This window comes from Tenacibaculum sp. IB213877 (assembly GCF_034043975.1).
In the GTDB taxonomy this organism is placed as follows: Bacteria; Bacteroidota; Bacteroidia; order Flavobacteriales; family Flavobacteriaceae; genus Polaribacter.
Genome location: NZ_JAXCHH010000001.1, coordinates 175,770 through 200,613, shown reverse-complemented (window position 1 = coordinate 200,613; position 24,844 = coordinate 175,770). Strand labels below are relative to the sequence as shown.

The following is a 24,844-nucleotide window of genomic DNA, read 5'->3' as shown; positions in this document are numbered from 1 at the left end:
ACTACTCGTCTAAATATTTACGTAATGATGCCTTATTATCTTTTATAACTTGGGCTAGTTTTTCTATGTTTAGTACTCCATTAGCATCTTTTACCAAAGGTTTTAATTTGTTTATTTCTGGGAATTTTTCATCATCAATATCATTATAAAACTGCCAAAAAGAATTATTACTCAACTTAGATATATTAATAAATAATTCTAATAGCTTTTTGGATTCGTAAGAAAAAAAAATTAGCTTTTGATTTTCTTTCTCTTCTTTATAACTAACAACGGCTACTTCTCTGCCTTGAAAGTTTAATTTAATCATTGATAAAACCTCTAAAGACAAAGAATCTTGTTCAAATAAAGAGTTATCACTGTATTTTTCTTTCAAATCTTTTAAATAATTATTATTTTCGATCTTTTGTTTTGAAATTATATAATTGTTAAAACTACAATATGAAACATTCTTTATAGGATAACTAAAATTTACATTAACTAATTTTCCTTCAAAATTTTGCCCCATTAAATTCAGTGAAAAACTAACCATTATTGTTAAAAAAAGTGCCTTCATTATAAAATTATTCTTTATTTAAATATTCTTTTTGTATCAAGTATTTTTTCTAAATCCTTGTCTCCATTCGAAAAACCTTCTGCTAAATCAAATAAAATTCCGTTTAAGTCTAATACATCCATTTTATTTTTAGAGATGATGTTGTTTAATTTTTTGTTATTAGTAATTACTCCTTTAAAAATATTGTCAATATAATTTACATCAACCATCATCATAAAAAATGTTAATTCAAAGAAATTAGGTTCAGAAACAATAAACCATCTACTTCCTATCTTCTTCATAACTTCTGAATAACTCATTATTTTGTTATTATTGTGAAAATAATATTTAATTATAGCGTATTCAAAACCATTTGTCTCAAAACTAATTTTATACAAAAGCTCATCATAAAATTTTTTGGGTGAAATTTTTCTTATATACTCAAAATCTTGGGTGCTGCCTTTTCTTTTAACTTCTATATTATAATTATACCACTTCATACTTGAAGCAGATAAAGAAGACTGTATTATACCTTCAGGACTAGAACTATTTACCTCTTCAAAGGATTGTAGTTTCGGAAGAATTGTATTATTATATCTAAATACTCTTAAATTTTTCACATTAAGATTAAAAGATAAGTTACTTGCGCAATTAAATTTATCCGTTTGTTGCGAAAAAGTAAAGTTATATTGCATTAAAAAAAATAATACAATAAATAAATATCTAATCATTTTTTATTTTTTTTATTGTTAGAACAAGATTATATAAACAAAATATGCCTAATGAATTATAAATTAATATTTTAAACAGTGATAATATATCAAATGTATCTTCATTTATTGTTAATTCTTTCCATTTCAGAATTCTAGCAGTATTATTACTTAAAACTTTGATTTTAAGAGTATCATTAATTTGAACTTGAGCATAAAATTTTTTAATATTTCTAGGTATATTATATTTGTTAAAAATGGTCACTGATTCATATTCTCTTTTATTATAACTTGACGTTATTTTAAAATACACTTTATAACCATAATTCATATCTGCACTTTCTCTTTTTATTTTTACTACGTTTGCATTAATATGTTCTCCATAAAAAAGTATTTCATTAATTTTCATTTTGGTGTGAACAGCGCCAAATAATAATAGTAAAAAACCACATATTGAAAGTAGAAATATTTTTAAACTTGTAGGTATTATTATCATTAATCTTCTATTGTTCCTGTTTTCGTATTTAAAATTACTTCTTTTGACAAACGAGTGTCCCAAAGATTACCACTGTAAGGGAATGATTTGTCTAAAGGCCCTAATTTTACGGTAAGGTTAAAACTATACTGTAAAGGGTTTAAGAATGCTTCAAATGCAATTAAATCATCATTGTCTGAATAAGGGTAACTTACCTTTCCTCCTCCTGTTATTTGTACACCAGCAGCACCTTCAACCCCTATTAAAACATCTCCATTTTCATCTTTTATAGTTGGACCAGCAGAAATAGTAATAGAACCAGTAATTGTAAAGCTCCCATCGCCAAATTTTTCTTCTTTAAAAAGTTCTCCATTTTCATGGTAATATTTTTTATCCGTTTTTATTGAAGCACTTAAACCACACGAAATGCCTGCAGAAATTTTACCTAAACTAAGCTCTCTATTCCAATACTCAATTGATAATTCTTTTTTACAACTTATACCTGCCAAATCTGAAATACTTCCACTAAATTCAAATCTTTCAACATCAACAACATGTCTTGAATTTTCATCTTCTTTATTAAAATTTGCCCATTGAAATTTAATTCCTGTATCCAAATCTTTTATTGTAGTAGGAGTACAAGGAGCTACTTTTCCTATTTTTTCTGAGGCAGTATTTAATATTTCAAGAACTTTTAAAATATTATTTAATTTATTTCCTAGACTTTTAGTTTCAGAATTTTTATCAATCCATTTAACATCAATACTTTTTTTATTTTTTTCAGGATAGCCCGCTTCTAATGTAGTAGTTATAACATTATCACTTTCTGGTAGGTTTCTTTCAATGGTTTTTACTCCAAAATCATTGGCTTGGAAAGGAGCATAATCATAACTTAAATCTTTATAACTCCAAACAAAGCTTTGAGAGAATATTTCATCCTCAGCTAAATCATTATCAAGTAATGATTCAAACTTAACTTTCTTGTGAGTTTCTGAAAACCCAGTTGGGTTAATAAAATATAATATTTCTCCTGATAAAGCTTTTCTCTCTTCATTTTCTACTGCTACAGCACTAAGTTCCATTAGTTTAAAATCTTTCAAGTTTCTCTTTATAACAACTTTTATTTCTTTATCATTATAATTTGCCTTAGCACCTAATAAAATTTCACTTTTCATGTTAATTCCTAAATTATCATGAGTAGTTTCATTAACTACATAATTAGCTGTCACCTCTGTACCAGACTTAAATACTTGCCAATTTATTGTAGCCTCTTTAGGATAATTTTTTAATAATAAGGCAACATTATTTTGTTCTTCTGAGTAAGGTATTTCTATAATATCATTATTTATATACTCTTTACCGTTATGTACTATTACAACTTCATCAGAAGCTTCAGAAGAAGTATTACCCGATGAAGGATTATCTCCTGTATTTACATTGTCTGAACCTTGCCCTGTACCTGCAGTTGTTGTACCTCCATCATTTGTACTGTCGGTACTTGAAGTGCTATTATCAGAGTTATTAGCTGTATTACCTTCTTCAGTATCTCCAGTTGATGTATTGGTGTCATTATTTTCATCTGTTGAAGAATCAGTTGTTGTATCAGATGCATCAGCTACTTGCTCTTCTTCTTCTCCAAAAACATCTTCTATTATTTCTTTTATATCATCAATCACTTCATCTGCATCTACAATATTTGACCAATCGGCATCATAAGCTGTTTCAACCACACCTTGTGTTAGCTGGTAACTGGTATTAATTTGTACGTTTTGAAATTGTACTCTAACACGAGTGTACTTACCAATATCAATAGCTCCGTCTGAAGCGATATTAGCAGCATCAATAATTTCTTTTATATTCTCTAAAAACGGTAAGGTAATATACCCCCAACCACTAAATGAACCGTTACTACCCGTTACTTCACGTATTACTACCGGGAAATCACCCGCTGTAAAGGTTTCATTAATACCAATAGTAGGTAAAGGTTCATCATTGGTAATATTAATTTCGGGCATTAAACCACAGTTGTAATACGCTGCTTCATCATTAGTAGGCGTTATAAACTGTTGAATGTTTGAATAGGCAAAGCCTGATAGTTGTGTACACTCACCGCCTACTCTAAACTCATAAGTAGTACCGGGTTCTAAGTTATAAATAGTACCTTCATTGGTGTAACTTTTTACCTCAAACCAATCATCGTCTCCAAATCCTTGTTTACGGTACTGTATTTGATAACGCAAATGGTTAGACACTTGCCAGTTTACTTTTACCGATTGTGCATTTAATGCTTGCGAAATTACAAAGCTTGGAGCCTTACAATCTTCTAAATATTTAAACCAAAATATTTCACTTTTACCATCATTTTTAAACACCGAAATATCATCTACCCCATTATTTACAAACGCGCGCACTTGCCAACCATAAACTTTACCAGGTATTAATTGAGGTTCTGCAGGCCCTACTAAAAGGGTGGTTGAATATGTTGTTGTTTGATAAAATGGTACGCTGGCTAAAAATGCTGCTTGCGGATTCATTTGAGTGTCCCACAACTCTTTTAAGGTAAACTCATATTGTACATTGGTAGCATTACTGTGCCTTGGTGTCCATGTAAATAATATATTTTGCGGGTTGGTTGCGTTAACAATATTATCTCTAAACGGTAAGTTTAATATTGGCGGATCGTTTTGTAATAAGTATACTGTTGTACAACTTTTTGCTGATAATTTACGCCCCGTAAAATAATCGAACACTTCAAAGCAAAAATCATATCCTCCATTTGGTAAAGGTGTGTTGTATTGCTGTGGGGTAATACCTTGTAAATTATTTAATTGAAAATGCGATTGTAAATCTAAATTAGATAAACGTAAGTTAATTCCTCCATCTAAAAACACAGGAAGTTCACCTACAACTACGTCTGAGGTTGTAATTGCTAGTCCTTGACCTTCTATATACATTTTTAGCTTTACCCTGCGCCCTACTTCGTTAACATCGGTTAGCAATACGTTAACGAATAATTTTTGGCTTGAGGTAGTACCATAATCTGACACCTTTAAACTATAAGGAGGAATTAATTGAGTATTAACCTGAACAGGATAGGTTTGTGAAAATAAAATAGTATTAAAAAATATACTTAGTACTAAAAACAATTTTTGTAGCATACTTTTATAGTTAGGGGTAGTTTTCATCTATTTAAAACTTTTGGTTGCTGAAAATGAAAGAACTAAAAAGTTTCTTCACATTCAGGAATTCGCATACAAAATTTAATTATGTTGGTTGGTACACTATGATGAAATTTATGCATGCTCATTTTATATATACTTTTTCTTATCTAGCTTCTTTTTGAACTTTAATATCTATTGTTATATAAGAGTTCTCGTTGCTGTTTACAAATTCTTTTATTTTAATAGCTCCTTTTCTACCATCTGCTGTTTCAAAAATGACAATTCTTGGTACTTGTGTATTGTCAAACTCTTTAAGTCCTTCTTGGGTTGCATCAATAACTAATGAGGCTAATGTTGCATCATCTTGCATAGCATCAAAGTCAGACACTGTTATGTTTGCTGTACAATTACAAACTTCCAACGAATTAATGATTTTTGTAGTTGTGGCATTTGGTATTTCTTGAAAGGAATTTAATTGAGCTTCATCCGGACTTACAAACTTGTTATAAATAAAACTTTCATTAAGTCCAAAAAACACTATATCTATTGTTGAACCTATTTCTTCTGTTATTTGGTTTGCTGTGTATACTTCTCTTGTTACTGTTGAAAAGAATGAACCAACTGTATTGTTTTTATGTGCAGTATTTATACCTAGTTTAATATTTTCAAACGTTCTTATATTGGTGTTATCAACTACTGTTATTGTTTTGATTGCTGTTTTTTCTTCTTTACCATTAGTTGCTTTTAGTTGCAACGTATAGGTACCCGGTGTATGTAAAACTATTTCAGGGTTTTCTACTGTACTTGTTTCTGGTGTTGCTCCGGTAAAAGTCCATTCATACTCAGTTGCACTTATACTGTTGTTCTGTAAACTCACTTTTACGGGTACTTGTAAGTCATCATCTTCAAAAGCAACGGTATAATCAAAATTGGCTACTAAGTATGGGTTTACTTCTATAAACTCTTCTTTTACATACTCTTCATCACCATTACTAACAGTTAAGCTTATTGTATGTGTACCCGGTGTTTCAAAAAACACATTTTCTGGATACTGTTGTGTTGAAGTTGCAGGTTCTCCTCCTTCAAAAACCCATGTATAGGAAGTAGCACCTACTGTAGTGTTTGTTATTTTTACTTCTACCGGTGAAAAATTATCGCCTACAACATCTGCTATAAATCCAATATTTACTGCTGGTTTTGCTACAAAACTCTTTTCGTAAAAATCTTCACTTTCATCTCTATTAAATGCACTTAACCTGATAGTATACTCTCCCGGAGTATCGTATATAATAGTTCCCGGATTTCTACTTTGAGAGGTGGCTGGAGTTGCTCCTTCAAATTCCCATTCAAAAGTATCTGCACCTTCTGTAAGATTGGTAATTTTTACTTTTACAGGTACTGTGTAATCTTGATTTTCTACTTCAAAATCAAATTCGGCATTTACCGGTAATGCAACTTCTTTTACACATGAAGAACTTACCAGTAATATAACTGTTAGAATACTAAAAAATCTTCTCATTAGTTTATAATTACTTTACTAATTCTACTTCCTTTCGATGTTTCTAACAACAATAAATAAATACCTGATGGCACGTTAATGTCATAATCAACTTCATACTCTTTTTGACCATTTAATTTTTGATCTTTTACGATGCTGTTTGCACTTAAGTTATAAAGTCTAAGAGATATTTCGGCTTCTTTTTCAAGGTCAACACTTGCTTTGAATTTCCCGTTATTTGGATTAGCGTACACTTTAAATTCTTTGATAAAAGGATTTTTACTATCTCCTACATCTGCCAAGTTTCTTGCTTTTTGTACTATTACTGTTTTAGTGAGTGTTTTTTTACAATTCCCTTCAATAGATGTTAATGAAATATCATAATCTCCAGGAGCATTGAAACGAAGAACCACTCCTTCGTTAGTTTCTTGGATGATCTCAACATTTGAAGGAATTTTCCACTCAATTATAGACCCTACAGGATTTGATACATTAATTAAAACTATGTCTTCACCAGCAAATGCTTGAGAGGCAAGGATAAACTGAACATCAATTACAGCATCCGATTTTTGTACCAGTACTTCTTTAAAAATTTCACAACCTTCATTGGTTGTTACTTTTAAAGTATACACTCCAGCTTCAACTAATTCTACTATACTATTATTACTTGAAAAACCATTATCTGAAGTCCATTCATATGCTTGTATACTGTTCATGGTTACATCATATTCTATAGTTTCTCCTTCACAAAGCGTAACTTCATTTGGTACTATTTCAAAAATATATTCTTCAGCATTGTTAATAGTAATTACCTTTTCAATTGAACATCCTTTTTGATCAGTTACCGTTACTGTATAATCACCATGACATAAATTATCAATGAAGTCAGTAGTTTGACCTGTATTCCAATGTATATCATAAGGAGCCATACCTCCTTCAATAGTTAAATCAATACTTCCTGAACATTTATTATAACATATAATTTCATTTATATTGGCTGTAATAGTTAATGGATTTGGTGTAGTTAATGAAATATTTTCGGTTACTTGACAACCATTAGCATCTCTTATTACTACAAAATAATTTCCTGTTGAAACATTGGTTAAATCCTTAGTATCATCACCAGTACTCCAAAAATATGTGTATGGAGCTGTACCACCAGACACGGTAGAAATAATTTCCCAGTCATCATTTCCTCCACAACCAGAACTAACACCTTGTAATTGAACGGTTAATACATCTGGCTGTGCAACAATAAAATCTTCACTTTGTGTAATATTATTGTTGGCATCAGTCACTATTACATAATACGAACCTATACCTATGTTTACTAGTGTACTATTTGTGCTTAAAACAACATCTGAACCACTTCTATACCACTCATATTTATAAGGATTACCATTTACAAAAGGTACTCCTCCTGTTACTTCTGTATTTAAACTTGCATTTTGATCTCCATTACACAATACTATATTTTGCTGATTTATTAATACTTCCAATTTATCTGGCTGTTCAACTACAAAGTCTTTATTAATTATACAGTTTTGAGCATCTTCAACAATTAATGTATAGATTCCTTTTTTAACATTGTTTAAACTGCTACTTGTAGAAGCTAAAATATTTCCTAGCTCGTCCTTCCATTCATAAATATAAGGCTCTGTACCTCCAGTAACCGTAGTTATTATGTTTCCGTTTGTAAGTTCAAAACCTGTTACATCAGTTACCTCTCCTTCAATAACTAAAAGGTCTGGTTGTGTTAATGATACCTCTATTACTTTTGTAATATCATTTTCAACTAAAAAACAATCTTTTTCATCTCTTACCTGAATTTGATAATTACCTTTTGATAAATTTTCTATTGAAGTATTATTGTCAGCTAGAAAAACCTGCCAATCTCTATAAGATGCGTTATCTTTTTTAATTCGATAGTAGTAATTTCCTGTTCCTCCGCTAGCTTCTAAAAATATTTTACCATCTTCACTCTCAAAACACGATAAATCTTCTTGGGCGTAAGATACTTCAATTATAGCAGGTTGAGTTATTGTATAGAGTTCACTAACAGCTTCAATCCCGTTAGCATCTACTACCTTTACGTAATAAGTACCCGCGGCTAAACCAGATTTTACAACTGAACTACCAATTTCAGAATCATCAAGTGTATTATACCATGTATAGATATTACCACCTACACCTCCTTCTGTTACTAATTGTAATGCTCCTGATAGATCTCCATTACATGAAATTTCTTGAATTTGCTGTATTGATATCATCAAGGGTTCAGGTTCTTGTAACAATAAATCTGATTCAATTAAACAACCAACACTATCACGAACTATAACCTTGTACTCTCCAGTAGGTATATTATTTATTTGATTGGTTTCACTTAGTAAAGCTCCACTTTCATTAAACCATTGGTAAGTATAACCTGGAGTTCCACCAACTACACTAATAGCTATTCTACCGTCTGATAATCCTGCTCCTGTTGGTTCTTGAAAGGTATCTACTAAAATCTTATATTCCTCAGGTTGCGTAATTGTAATGGTTTCCTCAATAAAACAATTATTGCTATCTGTAACCGTAACTTTATATACACCTGAATGTAAACCCGTAAGATCTTCTATTTTTTCTCCATTACTCCAACTATAACTATAAGTACCATCAGGAAATGTTGTACCTCCTGTTACTGTTATATCTATGCTTCCTGTATTTTGATCATAACATTCAACATCAATTTGCGTATAGCTAATTTTTAATTCCTCTGGTTCTGTTAAAATAGTATCTCCATATTTTGTATTATTATTTGAGTCAGTTACTACTAACCTATAAATACCTGCTTCAACATTTAACAGCGTTCTTGTATTTGTTATCTCTGTTCCTAAATCTAGGATATTATACCATTTATAATCATAATCAGCACCTTCTTCTAGGTATCCACCTTTTATTGATGTTGGTCTTAACGAACCTACATTACCATTACAATCAATTTCTAATACTACCTCGAAACCTTCTATAATTAAATCTTCAGGTTGTTTTATAGTATATTTTTCAGTTTTAAAACATCCTTTAGCATCAGTTACAGTCATAATATATGTAATACCATCAATAGACCCTTCTATATCATCTAGATATATGGACTGTACCCCATCTGTATTAATAGTACTTATGGAATTCTTTACTTCTGAGCCATCTTCTTCCTTCATTAAAGTATACGTATAATGTGCTGTAGTTGAAGGATCAATTTTTGTACCTCCATTTATCACTATAGAAATAATACCGTTACCTAAATTATGTCCTGTAACATCTTTTACTTCTATATTGGTAATTAATAGTTCATCAGGTTCGGTAATTGTGATGTCTACTATTTTTTCAGAACCATCTGCTTCTTTAACTACACAGTCATAAGCATCACTAATTTTAACTTTGTAGTTTCCTGCATATAAATCTGAAATTAACGTTGAAGTAGCTGATGTAAACGCTTTTTCAGTACTAAATGTGTTTCCGCCATCTGTACTAATAAAATATTTATAAGGCTGTGTTCCTCCTGTAGCAGATATTTCTATTGATCCTGTATTTGAATATTTACAATCGACATGTGTTATTACTGATTCTCCATCAATTAGCAATGCTGGTTTCTCTTCTAAGCTTATTACTTCTTCTTTATAATTTCCTTTAGAATCTATTACTTTTAACTTGTAGGTTCCGGCCTTAACTTTTAATGTTGCTTCGTCTCCTATTATTGTGTCTACGTCGTCAACATTATACCATTGATAGGTGTAAAAATCATCGGTTACCTCGGTTAAAGACCCCCATCCACCTGTAACATTTGAGCTTAATTCACCTTCATACCCATTACATTCAACTATGGATGCTACTGAAAGCTCTACCAATAAATCTTTTGGTTGTTTTATTGTATAGTCACTGGTTTTTGTACATCCTTTGGCATCAGTGATTGTCATTTCATAGGTGATACCCTCAAAAGAACCAACAATGTCATCTAAATAGACTGATTGTTTATTTTCAGAATTCTTTACAGTTTGTCCACTTTTTATAATTACATCATCTGGAGTTCTAGTTAACGTATATGTATAATGGGCGGTTGTAGAAGGGGCAATTACTGTACCTCCTTCTATCTCAATAGAGATGATACCATTATCTGAATTATAACCCGTGGCGTATGTTACTTCTAAATTATTTATCTCTATATCTTTTTCTGGTTGAGTAATAGTTATTACTCTTTCTAAAGGAGTATTTGGACAATTATTGGTATCTTGAACTAGAACTCGGTACTCTCCAACTTCTAAACCAGTTAATATTTCGGATTCTTGAGTTATATATGGTGTTCCATCTTTATACCATTCAAAAATATAATTTCCTGTTCCTCCTTCAACATTCATAATTATCTCTCCTGTAGCTTCTCCAAAACAATCTACATACTGTACCACCGGATCTAATATATGTACTTGTGCTGGTTCTTCTAAAGGAAAATCTTCTAATGGATAATTTTTTATTTCTATTCCATTTCTATTCGTAACAGTAACTTCCACACCGTAGGTTCCTGCAGCTAATCCATGAATCTCTGTATTGTTAGCTCCAGAAATAAAATTTCTTGTTCCGTCTGCTTCTTTCTTGTACCAATGATATGTATACGGTTTGGTACCAATACCATTTAAAACTTCTACCTTTAAGCTTCCATCTGTATCACCATTACAATATAATTTACTAGTTGGATCAGTAAGATTTATTGTAATACCTAAACTATTTGGCTGTGTTAGTACAATATTAGATATTGTTTCTGCACAACTAGTTCCATTATCATCTGTAACGGTTACCGAATAAATACCATCTCCGACATTATTAAGAACATTACTGTTTGTTCCAACACTTACCCCTGTAATTTCATTTTTCCAAGCATATACATAGTTGCCCCAACCGTTGGATGCTGAAATACTTATTCTTCCATCTGGTGCTGTACCATTTAAATCGCTTTTATTAATAGTTGGGTGCAGAACATCTGTACCTTCATTAAAACTTATGGATAAACTTTCTGATGGCTCAGGTATAATAATAGCATCTTTTTCAATAACACAATTATTTTCATCAGTGACTATTACTTTATAAGTACCCGATCCTACACCTGTTAAATCTTTTTTATCTTCTCCTATAACAATGTCATTTACATCTCTCCATTCGTAGGTATAACTTCCTGTTCCACCTGAAACTTCAAGGCTAATACTACCATCATTACCTCCTTTGCAAGATACTTTTTTAACGTTGGGTTCTCCAATAGTTAGCGGACTTGATGGTTGAGTAATTATTATAGAATCTGGATCTTTATTATAAACATTTTCATCAACCTCTACCCCTGTGGCAAGTATAACAATTACTTTTACTTTATATTCTCCAGCACTAACTTCTGCTTGGTAATATTCATCATTTATTTTAACGGTTGATATATCATTTACCAAATCCCAAGTAACTCCATTCTTTTTATACCATAAGAATTTATATGTATTGGTTGCACCCCCTGTTACTTTAACATAAATTACACCATCATTACCATTATGGCAATTAACATTTGAACTATTATCAAATGTAACATCAAGTGGTATTGGAGCTTCTATTACTACACTTTCTGTGTTTTTACAACCATTCTTATCAGTAACTGTAAAGGTATAAGTACCTTTGGCTAGACCTTCTATGGTTACTTTATCTCCATCATTTTCAATATTTCCTTTTCGTTCAATTGACATTCCTGAAAAAATGTATGAATAGTCCTCAGTTCCTCCACTTACAGTTAACTCTGTAGAACCATCACTCCCATTTTGACTAGTAGTTTTTGTAACTGTTCCTGGATTTATAGTTAATGGGCTCGCTGGTTGATTAATAACTACTATTTCGTCAGATGTTATACACCCTCTACTATCTTTAACATTTACAAAATAGGTATCTGCATATAAATTAGAAATTTCTATACTATTTGAAAATGCAGTACTATAAGTACTTCCTTCTGGAGTAGTTCCTACATAAACACTATAGGGACCTTCACCTCCTTGTGGTGTTACCGTTATTGAACCATCTTTATTCCGATTATTACCTGTTTCTCCATTATTACAGGCTACGTGTGTTACATTAATATCATCAGTAGCAGTAAGTGTAAGTAAAGAATCTGGTTCTGTTAAATTTAAATTCTCATCAACAGTTTTAATTATATACCCATCGTGTACTTCAATTTTATAGCTACCTGCTTCTAGGTTTTCAAAAATAAATTCTTGATCTATATCTTTACTATAAGGCAAAGTTCCTCCCTTATCTGACATCAGAACTCCATCTTTAAATAGTTCAAGGGTATATACACCAGAATTTGGCTGTTTACCGCCTTTTACAAAAGCTTTAATGCTTCCTTGTTCTCCTTTACATTTTATTATTTGGTTTACTGAAGCATTTACTTCTAAAACTGGAGGATTAAATAATTCTTTTATTCCGCTAGTTACTTTATTACACGACAAGCCTGAAGAAAATTTTTCATCTCGTATTTCAACTTTATACTTACCAAACTCTAGGTTATTCAGTACCTTTTCTCCTCCATCTGTACTAGTAATATTTCCTCCTCCTGGTGTCGGATTCATTAAAACATTATCCTTATAAACCACGTAAGTATAATATGGCCACCCTCCTTCTACTTGAATTCTCAAACTTCCAGTGCCTCCGTTAACTTGAATTTCATTTTCTTCGAGTAAAGTAACACTTAATATTTTATCTGGACCATCTATAACTATTTCAACCTCTTTATCAGCTGGCTCCTGAGAAAACACATTAATTCCACAAAGGAATAAAAACATTATAAAAAATGCTTTAAATAACTTATTCATAACATGTAAATTATTTTTCTTCATAGTCATTTATTTTATTTAGCTAAACTTGCCTTTTACTTTTATTCATTTTTAGCGTAACAAGTATTAGAGTCTCTAACTTTAATCTTATAACTACCTTTATCTAACATATTTATTATTGTTGAATCACGTCCGATAAACGGAATCCAAGTTTCTTCAATGTCACCTTCAGAATATTCATCCCAACTTATTCCATTGAATACTTGAGGTACTCCATTTTTTTTAAGTTGATAATAATAATCTCGATCTTGCTCTCCTTGATTAATTTCTACTTGTACCTGTCCGTCACCACTTTCAAAACAGGTTTCATCATTTAATTTTATAACTGAGAAATCAATTGCTATAGCTGTTGGAATTGTAAAAGGATTCGATTCTAAAGCTCCAGTCCAACTGGGGTCTGTACTTGGTAAACTATCACTCACATCTTTTAATGCTTGGTATTTAACTTTATATTCTTCTACCGGATCCAAGAAACCATCATTCAAACCTAACCAAGTATAACTATAAGTTGCGTTTCCATTATCAACCAAGTTTACTGTGTCTTCTTGCTTATAAAACTCAAAATTGCCACTATCGAAATTTTTAAAATAAACAGAGATAATTAGCTTTTCATTTATTAATTGTCTGTCAAAATTAATTTTAAAACTACCATCTGAAGTATAGCTACATCTTGTTTTTATTGGAGTAGGAGTTTTATTAACCAGCTTTGGAGGGCTGGCTATAATAGTATATATGATGATTTGTGTTGTGAAATTTTCACATGTTTTTACCCTAAAATAGATTTTTTGACCAATATAATCTTCACCTCTTAAAAAGTCGTTAATAGATTGTGTTAACAAGTAACTACTTGAATTGGGTATAGAGTGCCAATCACGATCATCCCGACTTAAGGAACCTACTTGATACTCCCAGTTGTACATTGATGCATCAAAGCCACTAGTTACTTCAGCATTTATAGATTGATCTGTCATCATCGTATTATCTTCTGGTTGAATTATTGAAATGTTAGGTCCAAAACTATAATTGAAATTAATATTAACTGGATTATTATTATATGATGTACTGTTTGAAATACAAGTATTATTTAAATCTACTTGATGATCATAATAATTATTCCCTCCACTACATTCATAATCCATTGTTGAGCTATACTCGCTAACACTTAACCAAACTCTAATAGAACTTATTACTTTATCATAACCACTATTGTAAACTATACTTTTACTCAAGTTTGCTTGACCATTACTGCTAGAAAGGTTTTCTCTATAAACCTCACTCATATTTCCATCAGGATCATAAATAAAAAATCTTACTTCAGCATTAGAAATATGACAAAACTGATTAACAGTTATGTCTAAGTTATAAATAGATAAATAATACTTATCATCTTGTTGAGAATAAAATTTAAAAGTGATGAATATTAGTATTAGAATTAATTTGATTTTCATTAATTGGTATTTTGTTTATCTATTATTCTTTTGCATAACACGCATAAGAATCTCTAACTTTAATCTTATAACTACCTTTATCTAATTTATTTATCACCGTTGAATCACTTTCAACAAACGGAACCCAAGTTTCTTCAATATTACTTCCTAAATATTCATTCCAGCTTGTTCCGTTAAAAACCTGAAGTTTTTCATCTTTTTTAATTTGATAATAATAGGTTCTCCCTTCTTCTCCTTGTGTAATCTCTAATCGTATTCTTCCATCTCTTCTATCAAAACAGCTTTCATCATTTAGTTTTGTGGCTATAAATTGTATAGGTTTTGCTATAGGAACTGTAAATTCACGTGATTCATTAGCACTTGACCAAGTTTGGTCTGTATGTGGTAAACTATCTCTCACATCTCTTAAAGCTTGGTATTTAACTTTATACTCTTCTACCGGATCTAAGAAACCATCATTCAAACCTAACCAAGTATAACTATATGTTCCATTTCCATTATCAACCAAGTTTAGTGTGTCTTCTTGCTTATAAAACTCAAAATCACCACTATCAAAATTTTTAAAATAAACAGAGATAATTAGCTTTTCATTTATTAATTGTCTATCAAAATTAATTTTAAAACTACCGTCTGACGTATAGCTACATCGAGTTCTTATAGGTTCTGGCTCATCTACAAGCTTTGGTGGACAAGGAAAAACAGTAAAACTTGTTGCTTCAGAATACAGGTAAGGATGAGTAGTATAATTACCGCTGTTATAATATTTTATTCTTATTTTAACAGTTTGAATGTCAGTTCCTTCTAATTGAGCATAATCAAGATCGAAGTAACTCTCCCTTCTTGCATAGGGCAATAATGTTTTAAAGTTTAAGTTATCGGTAGAATATTCAACTGCATAACTTGAAGTTTCATTACAATCGTTCACATACACTCTAAAAGGTTCACATATTTTTAGTTCTGGATTATTAGTTACAAAACTTCCTTTGTTTTTCTCTATGTTAAATAAGTCTTTATGAATTCTATATATATTAAAATATTGTATTTCTGCTGTACTACACATAGGAAATAAATATTTATAAGGCATACACCCCCCTGGGTCTCTAATTGTTGAATTTTCAGTAGCATCTATATAACTAAAATTACCAAAATCTTCTTCTACTTGATCTTCACATTTAAGCATTGAATTAGACCTAAAACGAACATTCATTCTACCTTTAGAAGCTGTTAATGCATCTTTAAACCTAACTATACTATCATATTTAGTATTCTTTATTGATACACCACTAACTAAAGAAAAAACTGATTGATTATAAATGGTTTTATTCTCTACTCCTGTAGTTAACTGTAAAATATAGTTCCCTGTATAATTTTCAAAATTCATAAATGGAGTTGTAGATTGATTATATAAATCAATATTATATTCAACTTTATAATTGTAATTTTTCTCGACTGGGACTACTTCATAATCAAACTCAACATCAATAATAGCTTGGTTTCCTCCATTATCATACAAAGATATTGAACCAGTAGCTATACCATTATTATAAACTAAATCTTTATTATCAGAAACACTTGCTGTATGACCATTACACCACCCAACAGAGTCTTCTTCATGAATAAATGAAGAAAAATGAATACTTTTTACTTTCTTAACCAAAAATCTATCTACTAATAAAGTATTATTTTCTGTTGCTGGTTTACTTTTATAATAAAGTTGAATTGTTGTATTATCCTCATTTGTTATCCATAATTTAATATGTTTTGCATCACCACATAAACCACTAGATGCCCTCATATAGTAATCATAGTTTTTGATCATTATTCGATAATTATATTGTTGTGCTTTCACTGAAATAGCAACAAATAACAACGAGATAATAATTATGTTCTTTATAATTTGTTTCATTTTGCTAAACAACCTAAATTATCTTTTACTTTTATTCTGTATTTATTTTTTCCTAAACCATTAATAGTAGTATTATTACCGCTAAAGTTTGTCCAATCTTTGTATATCTCCATTGAGTTATCTGTGTTCACTTTAAAAACTCTATATAAAAAAGTTCTTCCATCCTCACCATCAACATCATATAATTGAATTTGTCCATCACCTCTTTCAAAACAGATTTCATCATTTAGTTTTTGAGCAAAAAATTGAACTGGATCAGAAGGATTTAAAGTAAAATTTTCAGACTCCAAACTTGCCCAACTAGAATCATTTGGAGAAATTGTTCCGGAACCTTTTAAAGTTTGATACTTAAGTCTATAATTACCTGGGGGCAAGTCTCCTTGCCAAGTATAACCATATGTTCCATCTGTATTTGAAGTTAAACTTGTTATTACTTCTTGTGGATTTGTAGCTAAGTCATACCCTGTGGAATATTCATAAAACAAGGTAGCTATTAACTTTTCGGTGTCAACTAAATCTCTATCAACACTAAAAGTAAAACTACCATCTTCAGAATAATTACATTTTGTTTTATGGGGCACTAATGATTGTAGTTCTGGAGAACACTCTGTAAGAGTTATTGTATAATTTTGAATAGAATAAATCACATCACTTGTAAACGATGCTGTAAACTTGAATCTTAATTGTAAATTCCCATTAAAATAATTCCGCCAATTCGATCCAAAAATATCTAATAAACTCACATTTAAAGGATATCTATTTTTAAAATTTGGTAATTCTTCCCATTGACCTAAATTATTTACATATTCCCAAACAAGCCCATTTACATTATGATTAATACCATCTGAATGTTGTGGAAATAACTCTTGACGCTCACATCGTCTATCAGCGGGAGCAGTTATCTTAGGTAACAAAACAGCACGGTAATCTAAGGGTAAACATTCATCAGGTTTTGATATTAAAAAATCTTGAAAATACTTAATATTTATATCTATTTCAACACCTTGACAATGGTCTTGATATTGTCCACAAGGCCCACCACATCCATAACTAGGATCATCATTATAACCATCATAAAAATCTATAATAATTGTTGTTTCACTTGAGTTAATTTCATGAATTCCTTGACGATAGAGTAATGTATCATAATTCCAATCACCATATCCACTAGAGGTCCCATCTGTAGATATAACGTACAACTGCGATTGAGAAAATCCCAAAAAATATAGCAACAAAAAAAGAAGTAAGAGTAGTTTTCTTTTCATAGGTTAATACTTAATATTTAACCTCTATTTTTTTTATTTGCCCTAAGCTTCCATCTTTAAATACAGGTCTTATGATATACGTATAAATGTTATTTGGATTAACATCTTCATCTATAATCCTATCAATGTTTGGTAACACATTTCTTAACAGGCTAGTTTTAGCTTTATCGGTTCCTTTATATACCATTATTTCTGCTATGGTACTTTCGTTTAATACTTTCCAGTACAATTCAATAAAAGCATTTGTTTTATCTACATAACTACCCACATTTTTTATGCCTGACAATAGCTCAAACCTCGGTACTTCAATAGTAACTGGCTTAGTATCTGTTGATGATAAGTTACTATCATCAACCGCTTTTATTAAATATTGGTAGTCAATTCCTCCCTCAATATTGGTATCTTTCCAATCAGTATAATCTATTTGTAACGTATCTTTAGGTAAAGTTGCTATCAAATTCCATTGAATACTATCTCTAACCCTTCTGTAAACCTCATGTTTTACAACATCATTACTTTGACTATTCGCCCAAGTTAAAAACACATTTTGCTCTTTAACTTCATATGAAGTTATAACCGGTGAAGCCGGTGGAATATAATCAGGTTTGTCTAATGTTAATACATCAGAGTATTCAGACATGTTATACCTTTGATCTACTGCAACAATTTTATAATACACTTTATCATTCAAACTCTTAACAGAGACACTATCATAGAAAGTAGTAGCTTGATGAGGATTTACGGTTATTTGACTATATTCTTCATTTTTAACATTACCCTTAAAAACTCTATATCCCAACATATCTAACTCTTTATTAGGAGTCCATTTTAATGTAACAACACCTAAACTATCAACTTTTCCTTCTAACCCTACCGGTTTAACAGGAGGCACTGAATCAACTGGCTGTACTAAAACAGGATATGAGGTTCTATTACCTCCTTCTTTACCTAAAGCTGTAATTGTAAAATAATTAGTAGCATCCAAGCCATTGTATCTTATATTTCGAGTTTTCGGAGAAATATTTTTTATGACAGTTTTATAGTCTCCATCAGCCTTATTACTTTTATTCAACTCAAAACCATTAATAAAATCATTCCCTTCTTCTAAAAACTCCCATTCTAGGATTACGCTTTTGTTATTATTAACAATTTCTTTAGTAGAGATTTTAGGCACATAAGACAATACTTTTTCTCCTTTACCTGATACAATATCAGATGGAGGACTTAATTCTCCAAAAGGAGTTCTTCCTTTTACTCTATAATAATAAGTTTTATTATTACTTATTGAATCTATATAATAAATTCTTTTTGTATCAACTTTTCCGCCACTATTTAATGTAGTATAAGGTAGCTTGTTAATAGTTTCAAATACTTTTCCATCTTCAGATTTTTCAATAAAATAACTATTATACTCTCTTACATGAATTGCATAATTCCAATTTAGCATTACTTTTCTATCTGAAAAAATTGCTGCTAAATCAAGAGGTTTCGGTAGTTGTTGATAATCTTGCATCCCAACAAATACACCTCCATCTTTTATTTTCATTTCATTTTCAGGCACCAAAGATGTTACTTTGTAAACATACTTTTCATTTACTTTTATATCAAGATCTTCATACCCTAAACCAGCTAATTTGGCTACTTCAAAATCCTGATCTGCTACATAAAGCGCCCATGTAAAACGTTGTTCTTGCTCTTGAGACATATTAATAATTCCCTGCATGGTACCTACGCCTTCAACATCAAAGCTTTCACCGAAAATGGATTGCGCCATTACTGCTGCGTTATTATTGGCATCTATAACTTTCATCCATTCTTCAGGTTGTCCGGGTTTAAAAACTCCTAAATCCTTTTCTATAGGTTTCGAAATAGTTTGTCCTGCAATACTAATAGTGTAGCGTTTAAGTCTAAAACCATACTTATTAAGCTTTCTAAACGACATTGGAGTATTAGAAGCCCATCGTAAGAGTATTTTATTACTAGAGTGAGGTCTTGCTAATACTTTTATTTCATCTTTTTCTTTTTTTTGTTGTGAAAAGCTTTGAAGTCCTACAAAAAAAATCGATAAAAAAAGTATAAAAAATCGTAATATATTCTTTTTAAAATTTAATATCATTAGAAGGGATTTTTGTATTTGAATATAGCACTTGAACCTGATACATTACCTGGCATCATGTATTGCATTTTAACCTTATACTTTCCTGATCTTATTGATGGAAAAACTCCATTTATTATGTAATTGTATTTCTCTATTTGAGATGCAAATTGAGTTGGATTATTTAAATACTTGTTAACAACTTTATATTGTATATCTATAAAGTCTCTTTTATAATAATAAGGTAAATGATATCTATAAGGTATTCTTGAACTTAACAAAGAAAAGTTAGGTTTTTCTCTTAAATAAGGAACATACCAAGTTAAAATATCTACTCCTTTTTTAGGAGGTAAGCCTAACTCTTCAATATTTCTATCTACAGTGAAATCTGCTTCAAGTGGATAACCTTCATAAATCAGTGGATAAATCTTGTCCTCATAGTAAGAATCATCTAGAACTGCCTCTACAACTACTAATGGTTTGTTATCACTGTACTTACCACCTTCTAATTCTTCTATCCCAAATCTTTCTGAATCTTTTACATCTGTTTGTATTGCATGTACATCAGAATATATAGGTTCTAAGTAATGCTTAACTATACTTTTATCTTTAATTTTTTCTGCAAAAGTATTATAACTACTAGTTGTAAAACTATATTTTAATATTTCTGTTTCTGCCGAATCATTAACTACATTTTGAACATTTTTGTTCTTAACTTTGACAGTATTTCCTTCTTGACCCGTATCATGGGTTGTATAAGTTTCATTATTTTCAGAAATTCCTTCACTTTCTGGTGCACTAACAATTCTTAAAGTGTATTTTTTATTGTTATTGAAGTTGCTAAACTTAAAATTAACTTGTCTGTTATCTCTGTCATATGAAACAGAATTATTAGAATTAAAACCTTCTTCATTTGAATATCTAATGGTTTGTTTCCATTCTGACTCTGGAGCAAATAAGTATGGCTGCCCTCTTTTTAACTTCACATAGCCCGATTCTCTTTCCTTTTGATGAAAATAAGATTGGTCCATTATTGGATAGGTGTAAACAATATTATTAACTGGTATATAATCTGGAGCTTCACCAGTTGTAAATGTTCTTTCTTCTATTTCTTGGGCTTTCTTTCCATCATCCATTATAGTTATCCACGTTCCTGATTTTAATTCTTGGAAACTAACAGCTACTTTAACTTTAATTGTTGATTTTGGAGGAAGCACATCAAAAGAAACAAAATTTACCACATCATTTGACTGACTCCACTCAAATTCTCCTTCAATATTATTTCCATCCTTAGTTACTGAAAACTCATCTAATAAAATCCTATAAGTCTTAACTCCCTCGTCATCTTCTAACTCAAATCGCTGATTAATTTTCATATTAAAAGCAGCTTGTGGAGCTGTAAAAACATCAACCCCTGCCGAGTCATTATTTGGTGTGATTCCAGAAATAATCTTCAGCCCACCTAAAGGAGCTCCTCCAATAATTTCGCATTCATCACCCAATTCAACTTTAAATCTAAATTTTCCACTTACTAGCCCTCCTAAAATATTGAAATTACCTCCTACATATCCTCTAAACCATGCTGGATTAGGTAACTTTGCTTGCAATAACACAGCAGCACCGGCTTTAATTATTGGTATTTTCTTTTTAACAAACCATAAGCTAATTTTTATACCTAATTCTCCTTCTAAATAAGCATATGCTTGTCCATTTGCATACCATCCATCAATTCCTATTTGTCCACTTCCTTTACACGCTGTCTTTCCATAATCTTTTATCATGATATCAAAACCTAAACCTGCTCTAAAACGCGCATAGAACATTAAGAAAGTCATATCACCAGTATCCATACTAAAATCCATCCCTATTGCAAAGCCTCTTCCATCTCCTAAAGCATTAAGGTCTCTCATATAATCAAGACTATTTAGATCAACATCTAAAATATCTGCAACAGCTTGTGGTGGTGGTGGACTACCTGGGATTTTATCTCCTATCATTAAGTAAGTGGTTGCTTGAACACTAAAAGATCCTATACCAACTCGAAGTCCAATTCTATCTTTTGGCGTTCCCATATGTAAGTACCAACCATCTGGACCTGTATGGAAAACTGCCCATCCTGCTCTACCTCTTGATCCAACTCCACTAATAAAATTACCAGGAGTATTTAAATATACTTCCATTTCACTATGAAATGAATGATTTTGAAAATCCATTTCCATAGAAAAATGAGCATCAATACCAACATCAAAGGTCAAACCATCTTGAGGAAAAGCAACCTTACTATATTCTACTAAATTTTTCTCTTTTAATTTTTGAATTGTAGCATTCTTTTCTCCGAAACCATTTATTTTATCTTGCATTGCGGTAAGTTTATCTTTAAACTTATCGCCAAACTTAAAATCAATAGCTTTCATTATATGTCCTTCCCCAAAGAAAAGTATGTTATTCAAGCCTCCATGAGTATTGAAGTTGATTTCAAAACCTACTTTTCCATTAAAAGCTTTTTCATTACCTAAAGCAAAGCCTAACATAGCTCTAAAACCTAGGCCTGATTTAGCGTCAGGAATATAATCCATCCCTGAAGGAGGCTTAGGCGTTTTTACAGAGATAGTGTTCCCATACTCATCTACTTCACCTTGATAAACCAACTTAGGAGGATTTGATGTTTTAGTCATGTGATAATAGGCCCCTCCACCAAAGCCGTTTACCTCAACTGGACCAATCATTGGTTTTGTTTCCATAGCAGATAAATCGGCATAAGCATCCACGTACCAATATCGAACCTCTGTTTTACCAAACCATGCAGTAGCTTTAACATTTATACTATTAAAATCTGCTTCTAACTCACCATAAAAACCATTACCATAAACAGGATCATTATCTTTAATATCAACTAAACCTTTGAATTTTACACTTCCTAGGTTTGCAGCTATATCTATTTTATGAACTTTTAATCTATCATATTTCCACCTTTGCTTATCTCCACCTTTATCAAACTTCCCTATAATTTCTAATTTAGTATTACCTGTAAAACCTTTGTTCATTAAATTAACATCTATGGCAAAACTCAATGAAATATTATTTTCATTACTTGTTACTCCAATATCAGAAATAGTAACTGGAAACCTACCTAACTTAACATCATCATCATACCCCATGTAATCAACAGAAAAATATGGAGACTCGGTTTGCAATTGCATGTTTTCAAAAGTAATTCCTTTAAAATCTACTAATCCTTTTTTATTATTTTCTAATCTAGAATTACTTGCATTAATATTCAAATTACCAAACAAGTTTGCCTTAGGTCTAAAACTACCTTTTACAACTTTTAACTCAACTTTAGAATTCGATTTCAAATGAGCTTGCGCCATAAAAAGAGGAACATCTAAACCTTCTTTACTCAAGGGCTCTAAAGCCAAACTATATTCTTCATTTTCTACATCAACCAAAGCAGTATATTTGATGGCTTTTGCTAATCCTTTTATATTAGAAGGATTTTTCACTTCTTCTTCTGTTACTTTTTTAGAAATTGGCAATACAATATGACCGCCAAATCCTCCTCCTATAAGTTTATTTGCTTCTAGTGAAACATGTAAATCCTTAACTGAGAATTGCCACCCTGAAGCATTACCCTTATCTAATGAAAGTACATTCTCAGCAAAAAACCTACCTGACAACCCCTCACCATCTAATAATAAATCAACAGCTCCAATACTAATTCTTTTATTACTATCATTTTCTTTAAATTCTTTAGGTAACCCTACTTTTAAAGATTGAATATATACACCTCTCCACAACTCTTCATTTCCAGAAATTAAATATTTACTTTTATAACTATCTGAAAACTTCACATTAGGAGAGTTTCTTACATCACTAAAATCAAAAACAGCTTTACTTACTTCAAATACTAAACCTGCCTTTCCTTTTCCACTATTATTTTTCTTGTCTGTAATTTGAAAAGGAGTCAAACTCACTTCTGCTAAAATATCATTCCAATCCCTAACCTTCGTTTCAAAAGAGCCTTTAACCCTAGCATTATTATCTTTTACAATCTCATAATTTGAGTTTAATGGTTCTAATAAATTTCTTGAAAACAATACATCAGCAGCAACACCTATTTCTTTTATTCCAGAGCAATCAATTGTAACATATGTTTTATTTTGAATTTCTCCAGTTTTCATATTAAAACCTCCTTTAAGCTGCAACAATGCATTACCTCCATTAAAAGGAATTGCCACATCACCGAGCAAAGAGATGTTCATATCACCATAAATACCTCCTGTATGTGATATTTTTATATTATCCGCTCCAAAAAACAGTTGTTTTTGTTCACCAGTAACACTAGACTGGGGGATAAGTAACTTTATAAAAAGAGTAACTTCGGTATAGTTAGGGTAAAACTTAGCTTTACTAACCCCCATTATTGTAGTTAAATTCCCAAGTTTCTTTTTAACTCCAACAGGCAAGCTAATCATATCCTCTGCTCCTAACAAATCAACATAGTTCCCTTTTTCTTCTAACTCATTGAAAACTGTAGTTGCTTTACTTATTAAACTATCAATCTTAGGATTGTTTTGATAATTCTTTAATATAAAATCTTTGTTGAATTCTGATTCTATTTCAGATAAAGAAGTTATTAATTTATCATCTACATTTGAAGTATTTAAGATACTGTCCTTTACAGAGGAAGTATTACTTAATAAAATTTGAGATAATAAAAAAAACGCTAGTAGTAATTTATATTTCATAGACAAAGGGGATTAACATAGCGCCACAAATTTAATTTTTTTTGCATTATGTAAAAATATTTTTTTATTTTTTTCCAATTTCTGTATTGGAAAGTAAATATCGTATGTTTTCTTTT

Annotated in this window: 11 protein-coding genes; all 11 read right to left on the bottom strand. The window is 30.8% G+C overall.

The features are described from left to right. Position 1: 1 nt before the first annotated feature. The 11 genes from SLH33_RS00935 to SLH33_RS00885 all read right to left on the bottom strand — a co-directional run bounded on the left by SLH33_RS00935 (position 2) and on the right by SLH33_RS00885 (position 24,728). Positions 2–553, bottom strand: a complete 552-nt coding sequence (locus tag SLH33_RS00935; RefSeq protein WP_320417181.1) for a hypothetical protein — start codon at positions 551–553, stop codon at positions 2–4. 14 nt (positions 554–567) lie between these two features. Next, positions 568–1,152: a hypothetical protein gene (locus SLH33_RS00930; protein WP_320417180.1), complete on the bottom strand. Its 585-nt coding sequence runs from the start codon at positions 1,150–1,152 to the stop codon at positions 568–570. Between the two features lie 103 nt (positions 1,153–1,255). Further along, a complete protein-coding gene (locus SLH33_RS00925) occupies positions 1,256–1,738 on the bottom strand; it encodes a hypothetical protein (RefSeq protein WP_320417179.1) in 483 nt (160 codons plus the stop codon). After that, positions 1,738–4,902, bottom strand: a complete 3,165-nt coding sequence (locus SLH33_RS00920; RefSeq protein WP_320417178.1) for a fibronectin type III domain-containing protein — start codon at positions 4,900–4,902, stop codon at positions 1,738–1,740. Before SLH33_RS00920 ends, SLH33_RS00925 begins: the two co-directional genes overlap by 1 nt. Before the next feature lie 139 nt (positions 4,903–5,041). After that, positions 5,042–6,397, bottom strand: coding sequence for a PKD domain-containing protein (locus SLH33_RS00915; RefSeq protein WP_320417177.1), 1,356 nt, complete (start codon positions 6,395–6,397; stop codon positions 5,042–5,044). After that, positions 6,397–13,269: a T9SS type A sorting domain-containing protein gene (locus tag SLH33_RS00910; protein WP_320417176.1), complete on the bottom strand. Its 6,873-nt coding sequence runs from the start codon at positions 13,267–13,269 to the stop codon at positions 6,397–6,399. The genes SLH33_RS00915 and SLH33_RS00910 overlap by 1 nt, the downstream gene beginning before the upstream one ends. 38 nt (positions 13,270–13,307) lie before the next feature. Beyond that, complete coding sequence (locus SLH33_RS00905) at positions 13,308–14,714, bottom strand: hypothetical protein (protein WP_320417175.1); 1,407 nt, start codon at positions 14,712–14,714, stop codon at positions 13,308–13,310. Positions 14,715–14,736: 22 nt separating this feature from the next. Then, on the bottom strand, positions 14,737–16,620 hold the full coding sequence (locus SLH33_RS00900; RefSeq protein ID WP_320417174.1) for a hypothetical protein: 1,884 nt from the start codon (positions 16,618–16,620) through the stop codon (positions 14,737–14,739). Beyond that, on the bottom strand, positions 16,617–17,885 hold the full coding sequence (locus SLH33_RS00895) for a hypothetical protein (RefSeq protein WP_320417173.1): 1,269 nt from the start codon (positions 17,883–17,885) through the stop codon (positions 16,617–16,619). Before SLH33_RS00895 ends, SLH33_RS00900 begins: the two co-directional genes overlap by 4 nt. 10 nt (positions 17,886–17,895) lie before the next feature. Continuing rightward, entirely contained in the window at positions 17,896–20,001 is a 2,106-nt protein-coding gene (locus SLH33_RS00890; protein WP_320417172.1) for a hypothetical protein, read from the bottom strand. Next, positions 20,001–24,728, bottom strand: coding sequence for a hypothetical protein (locus SLH33_RS00885; protein ID WP_320417171.1), 4,728 nt, complete (start codon positions 24,726–24,728; stop codon positions 20,001–20,003). The genes SLH33_RS00890 and SLH33_RS00885 overlap by 1 nt, the downstream gene beginning before the upstream one ends. Positions 24,729–24,844 lie beyond the last annotated feature (116 nt).

Coding starts and splice junctions, on each gene's coding strand:
- SLH33_RS00935 (WP_320417181.1), bottom strand. CDS start 553: ATGAAGGCACTTTTTTTAACAATAATGGTTAGTTTTTCACTGAATTTA.
- SLH33_RS00925 (WP_320417179.1), bottom strand. CDS start 1,738: ATGATAATAATACCTACAAGTTTAAAAATATTTCTACTTTCAATATGT.
- SLH33_RS00920 (WP_320417178.1), bottom strand. CDS start 4,902: ATGAAAACTACCCCTAACTATAAAAGTATGCTACAAAAATTGTTTTTA.
- SLH33_RS00915 (WP_320417177.1), bottom strand. CDS start 6,397: ATGAGAAGATTTTTTAGTATTCTAACAGTTATATTACTGGTAAGTTCT.
- SLH33_RS00910 (WP_320417176.1), bottom strand. CDS start 13,269: ATGAAGAAAAATAATTTACATGTTATGAATAAGTTATTTAAAGCATTT.
- SLH33_RS00905 (WP_320417175.1), bottom strand. CDS start 14,714: ATGAAAATCAAATTAATTCTAATACTAATATTCATCACTTTTAAATTT.
- SLH33_RS00900 (WP_320417174.1), bottom strand. CDS start 16,620: ATGAAACAAATTATAAAGAACATAATTATTATCTCGTTGTTATTTGTT.
- SLH33_RS00895 (WP_320417173.1), bottom strand. CDS start 17,885: ATGAAAAGAAAACTACTCTTACTTCTTTTTTTGTTGCTATATTTTTTG.
- SLH33_RS00890 (WP_320417172.1), bottom strand. CDS start 20,001: ATGATATTAAATTTTAAAAAGAATATATTACGATTTTTTATACTTTTT.
- SLH33_RS00885 (WP_320417171.1), bottom strand. CDS start 24,728: ATGAAATATAAATTACTACTAGCGTTTTTTTTATTATCTCAAATTTTA.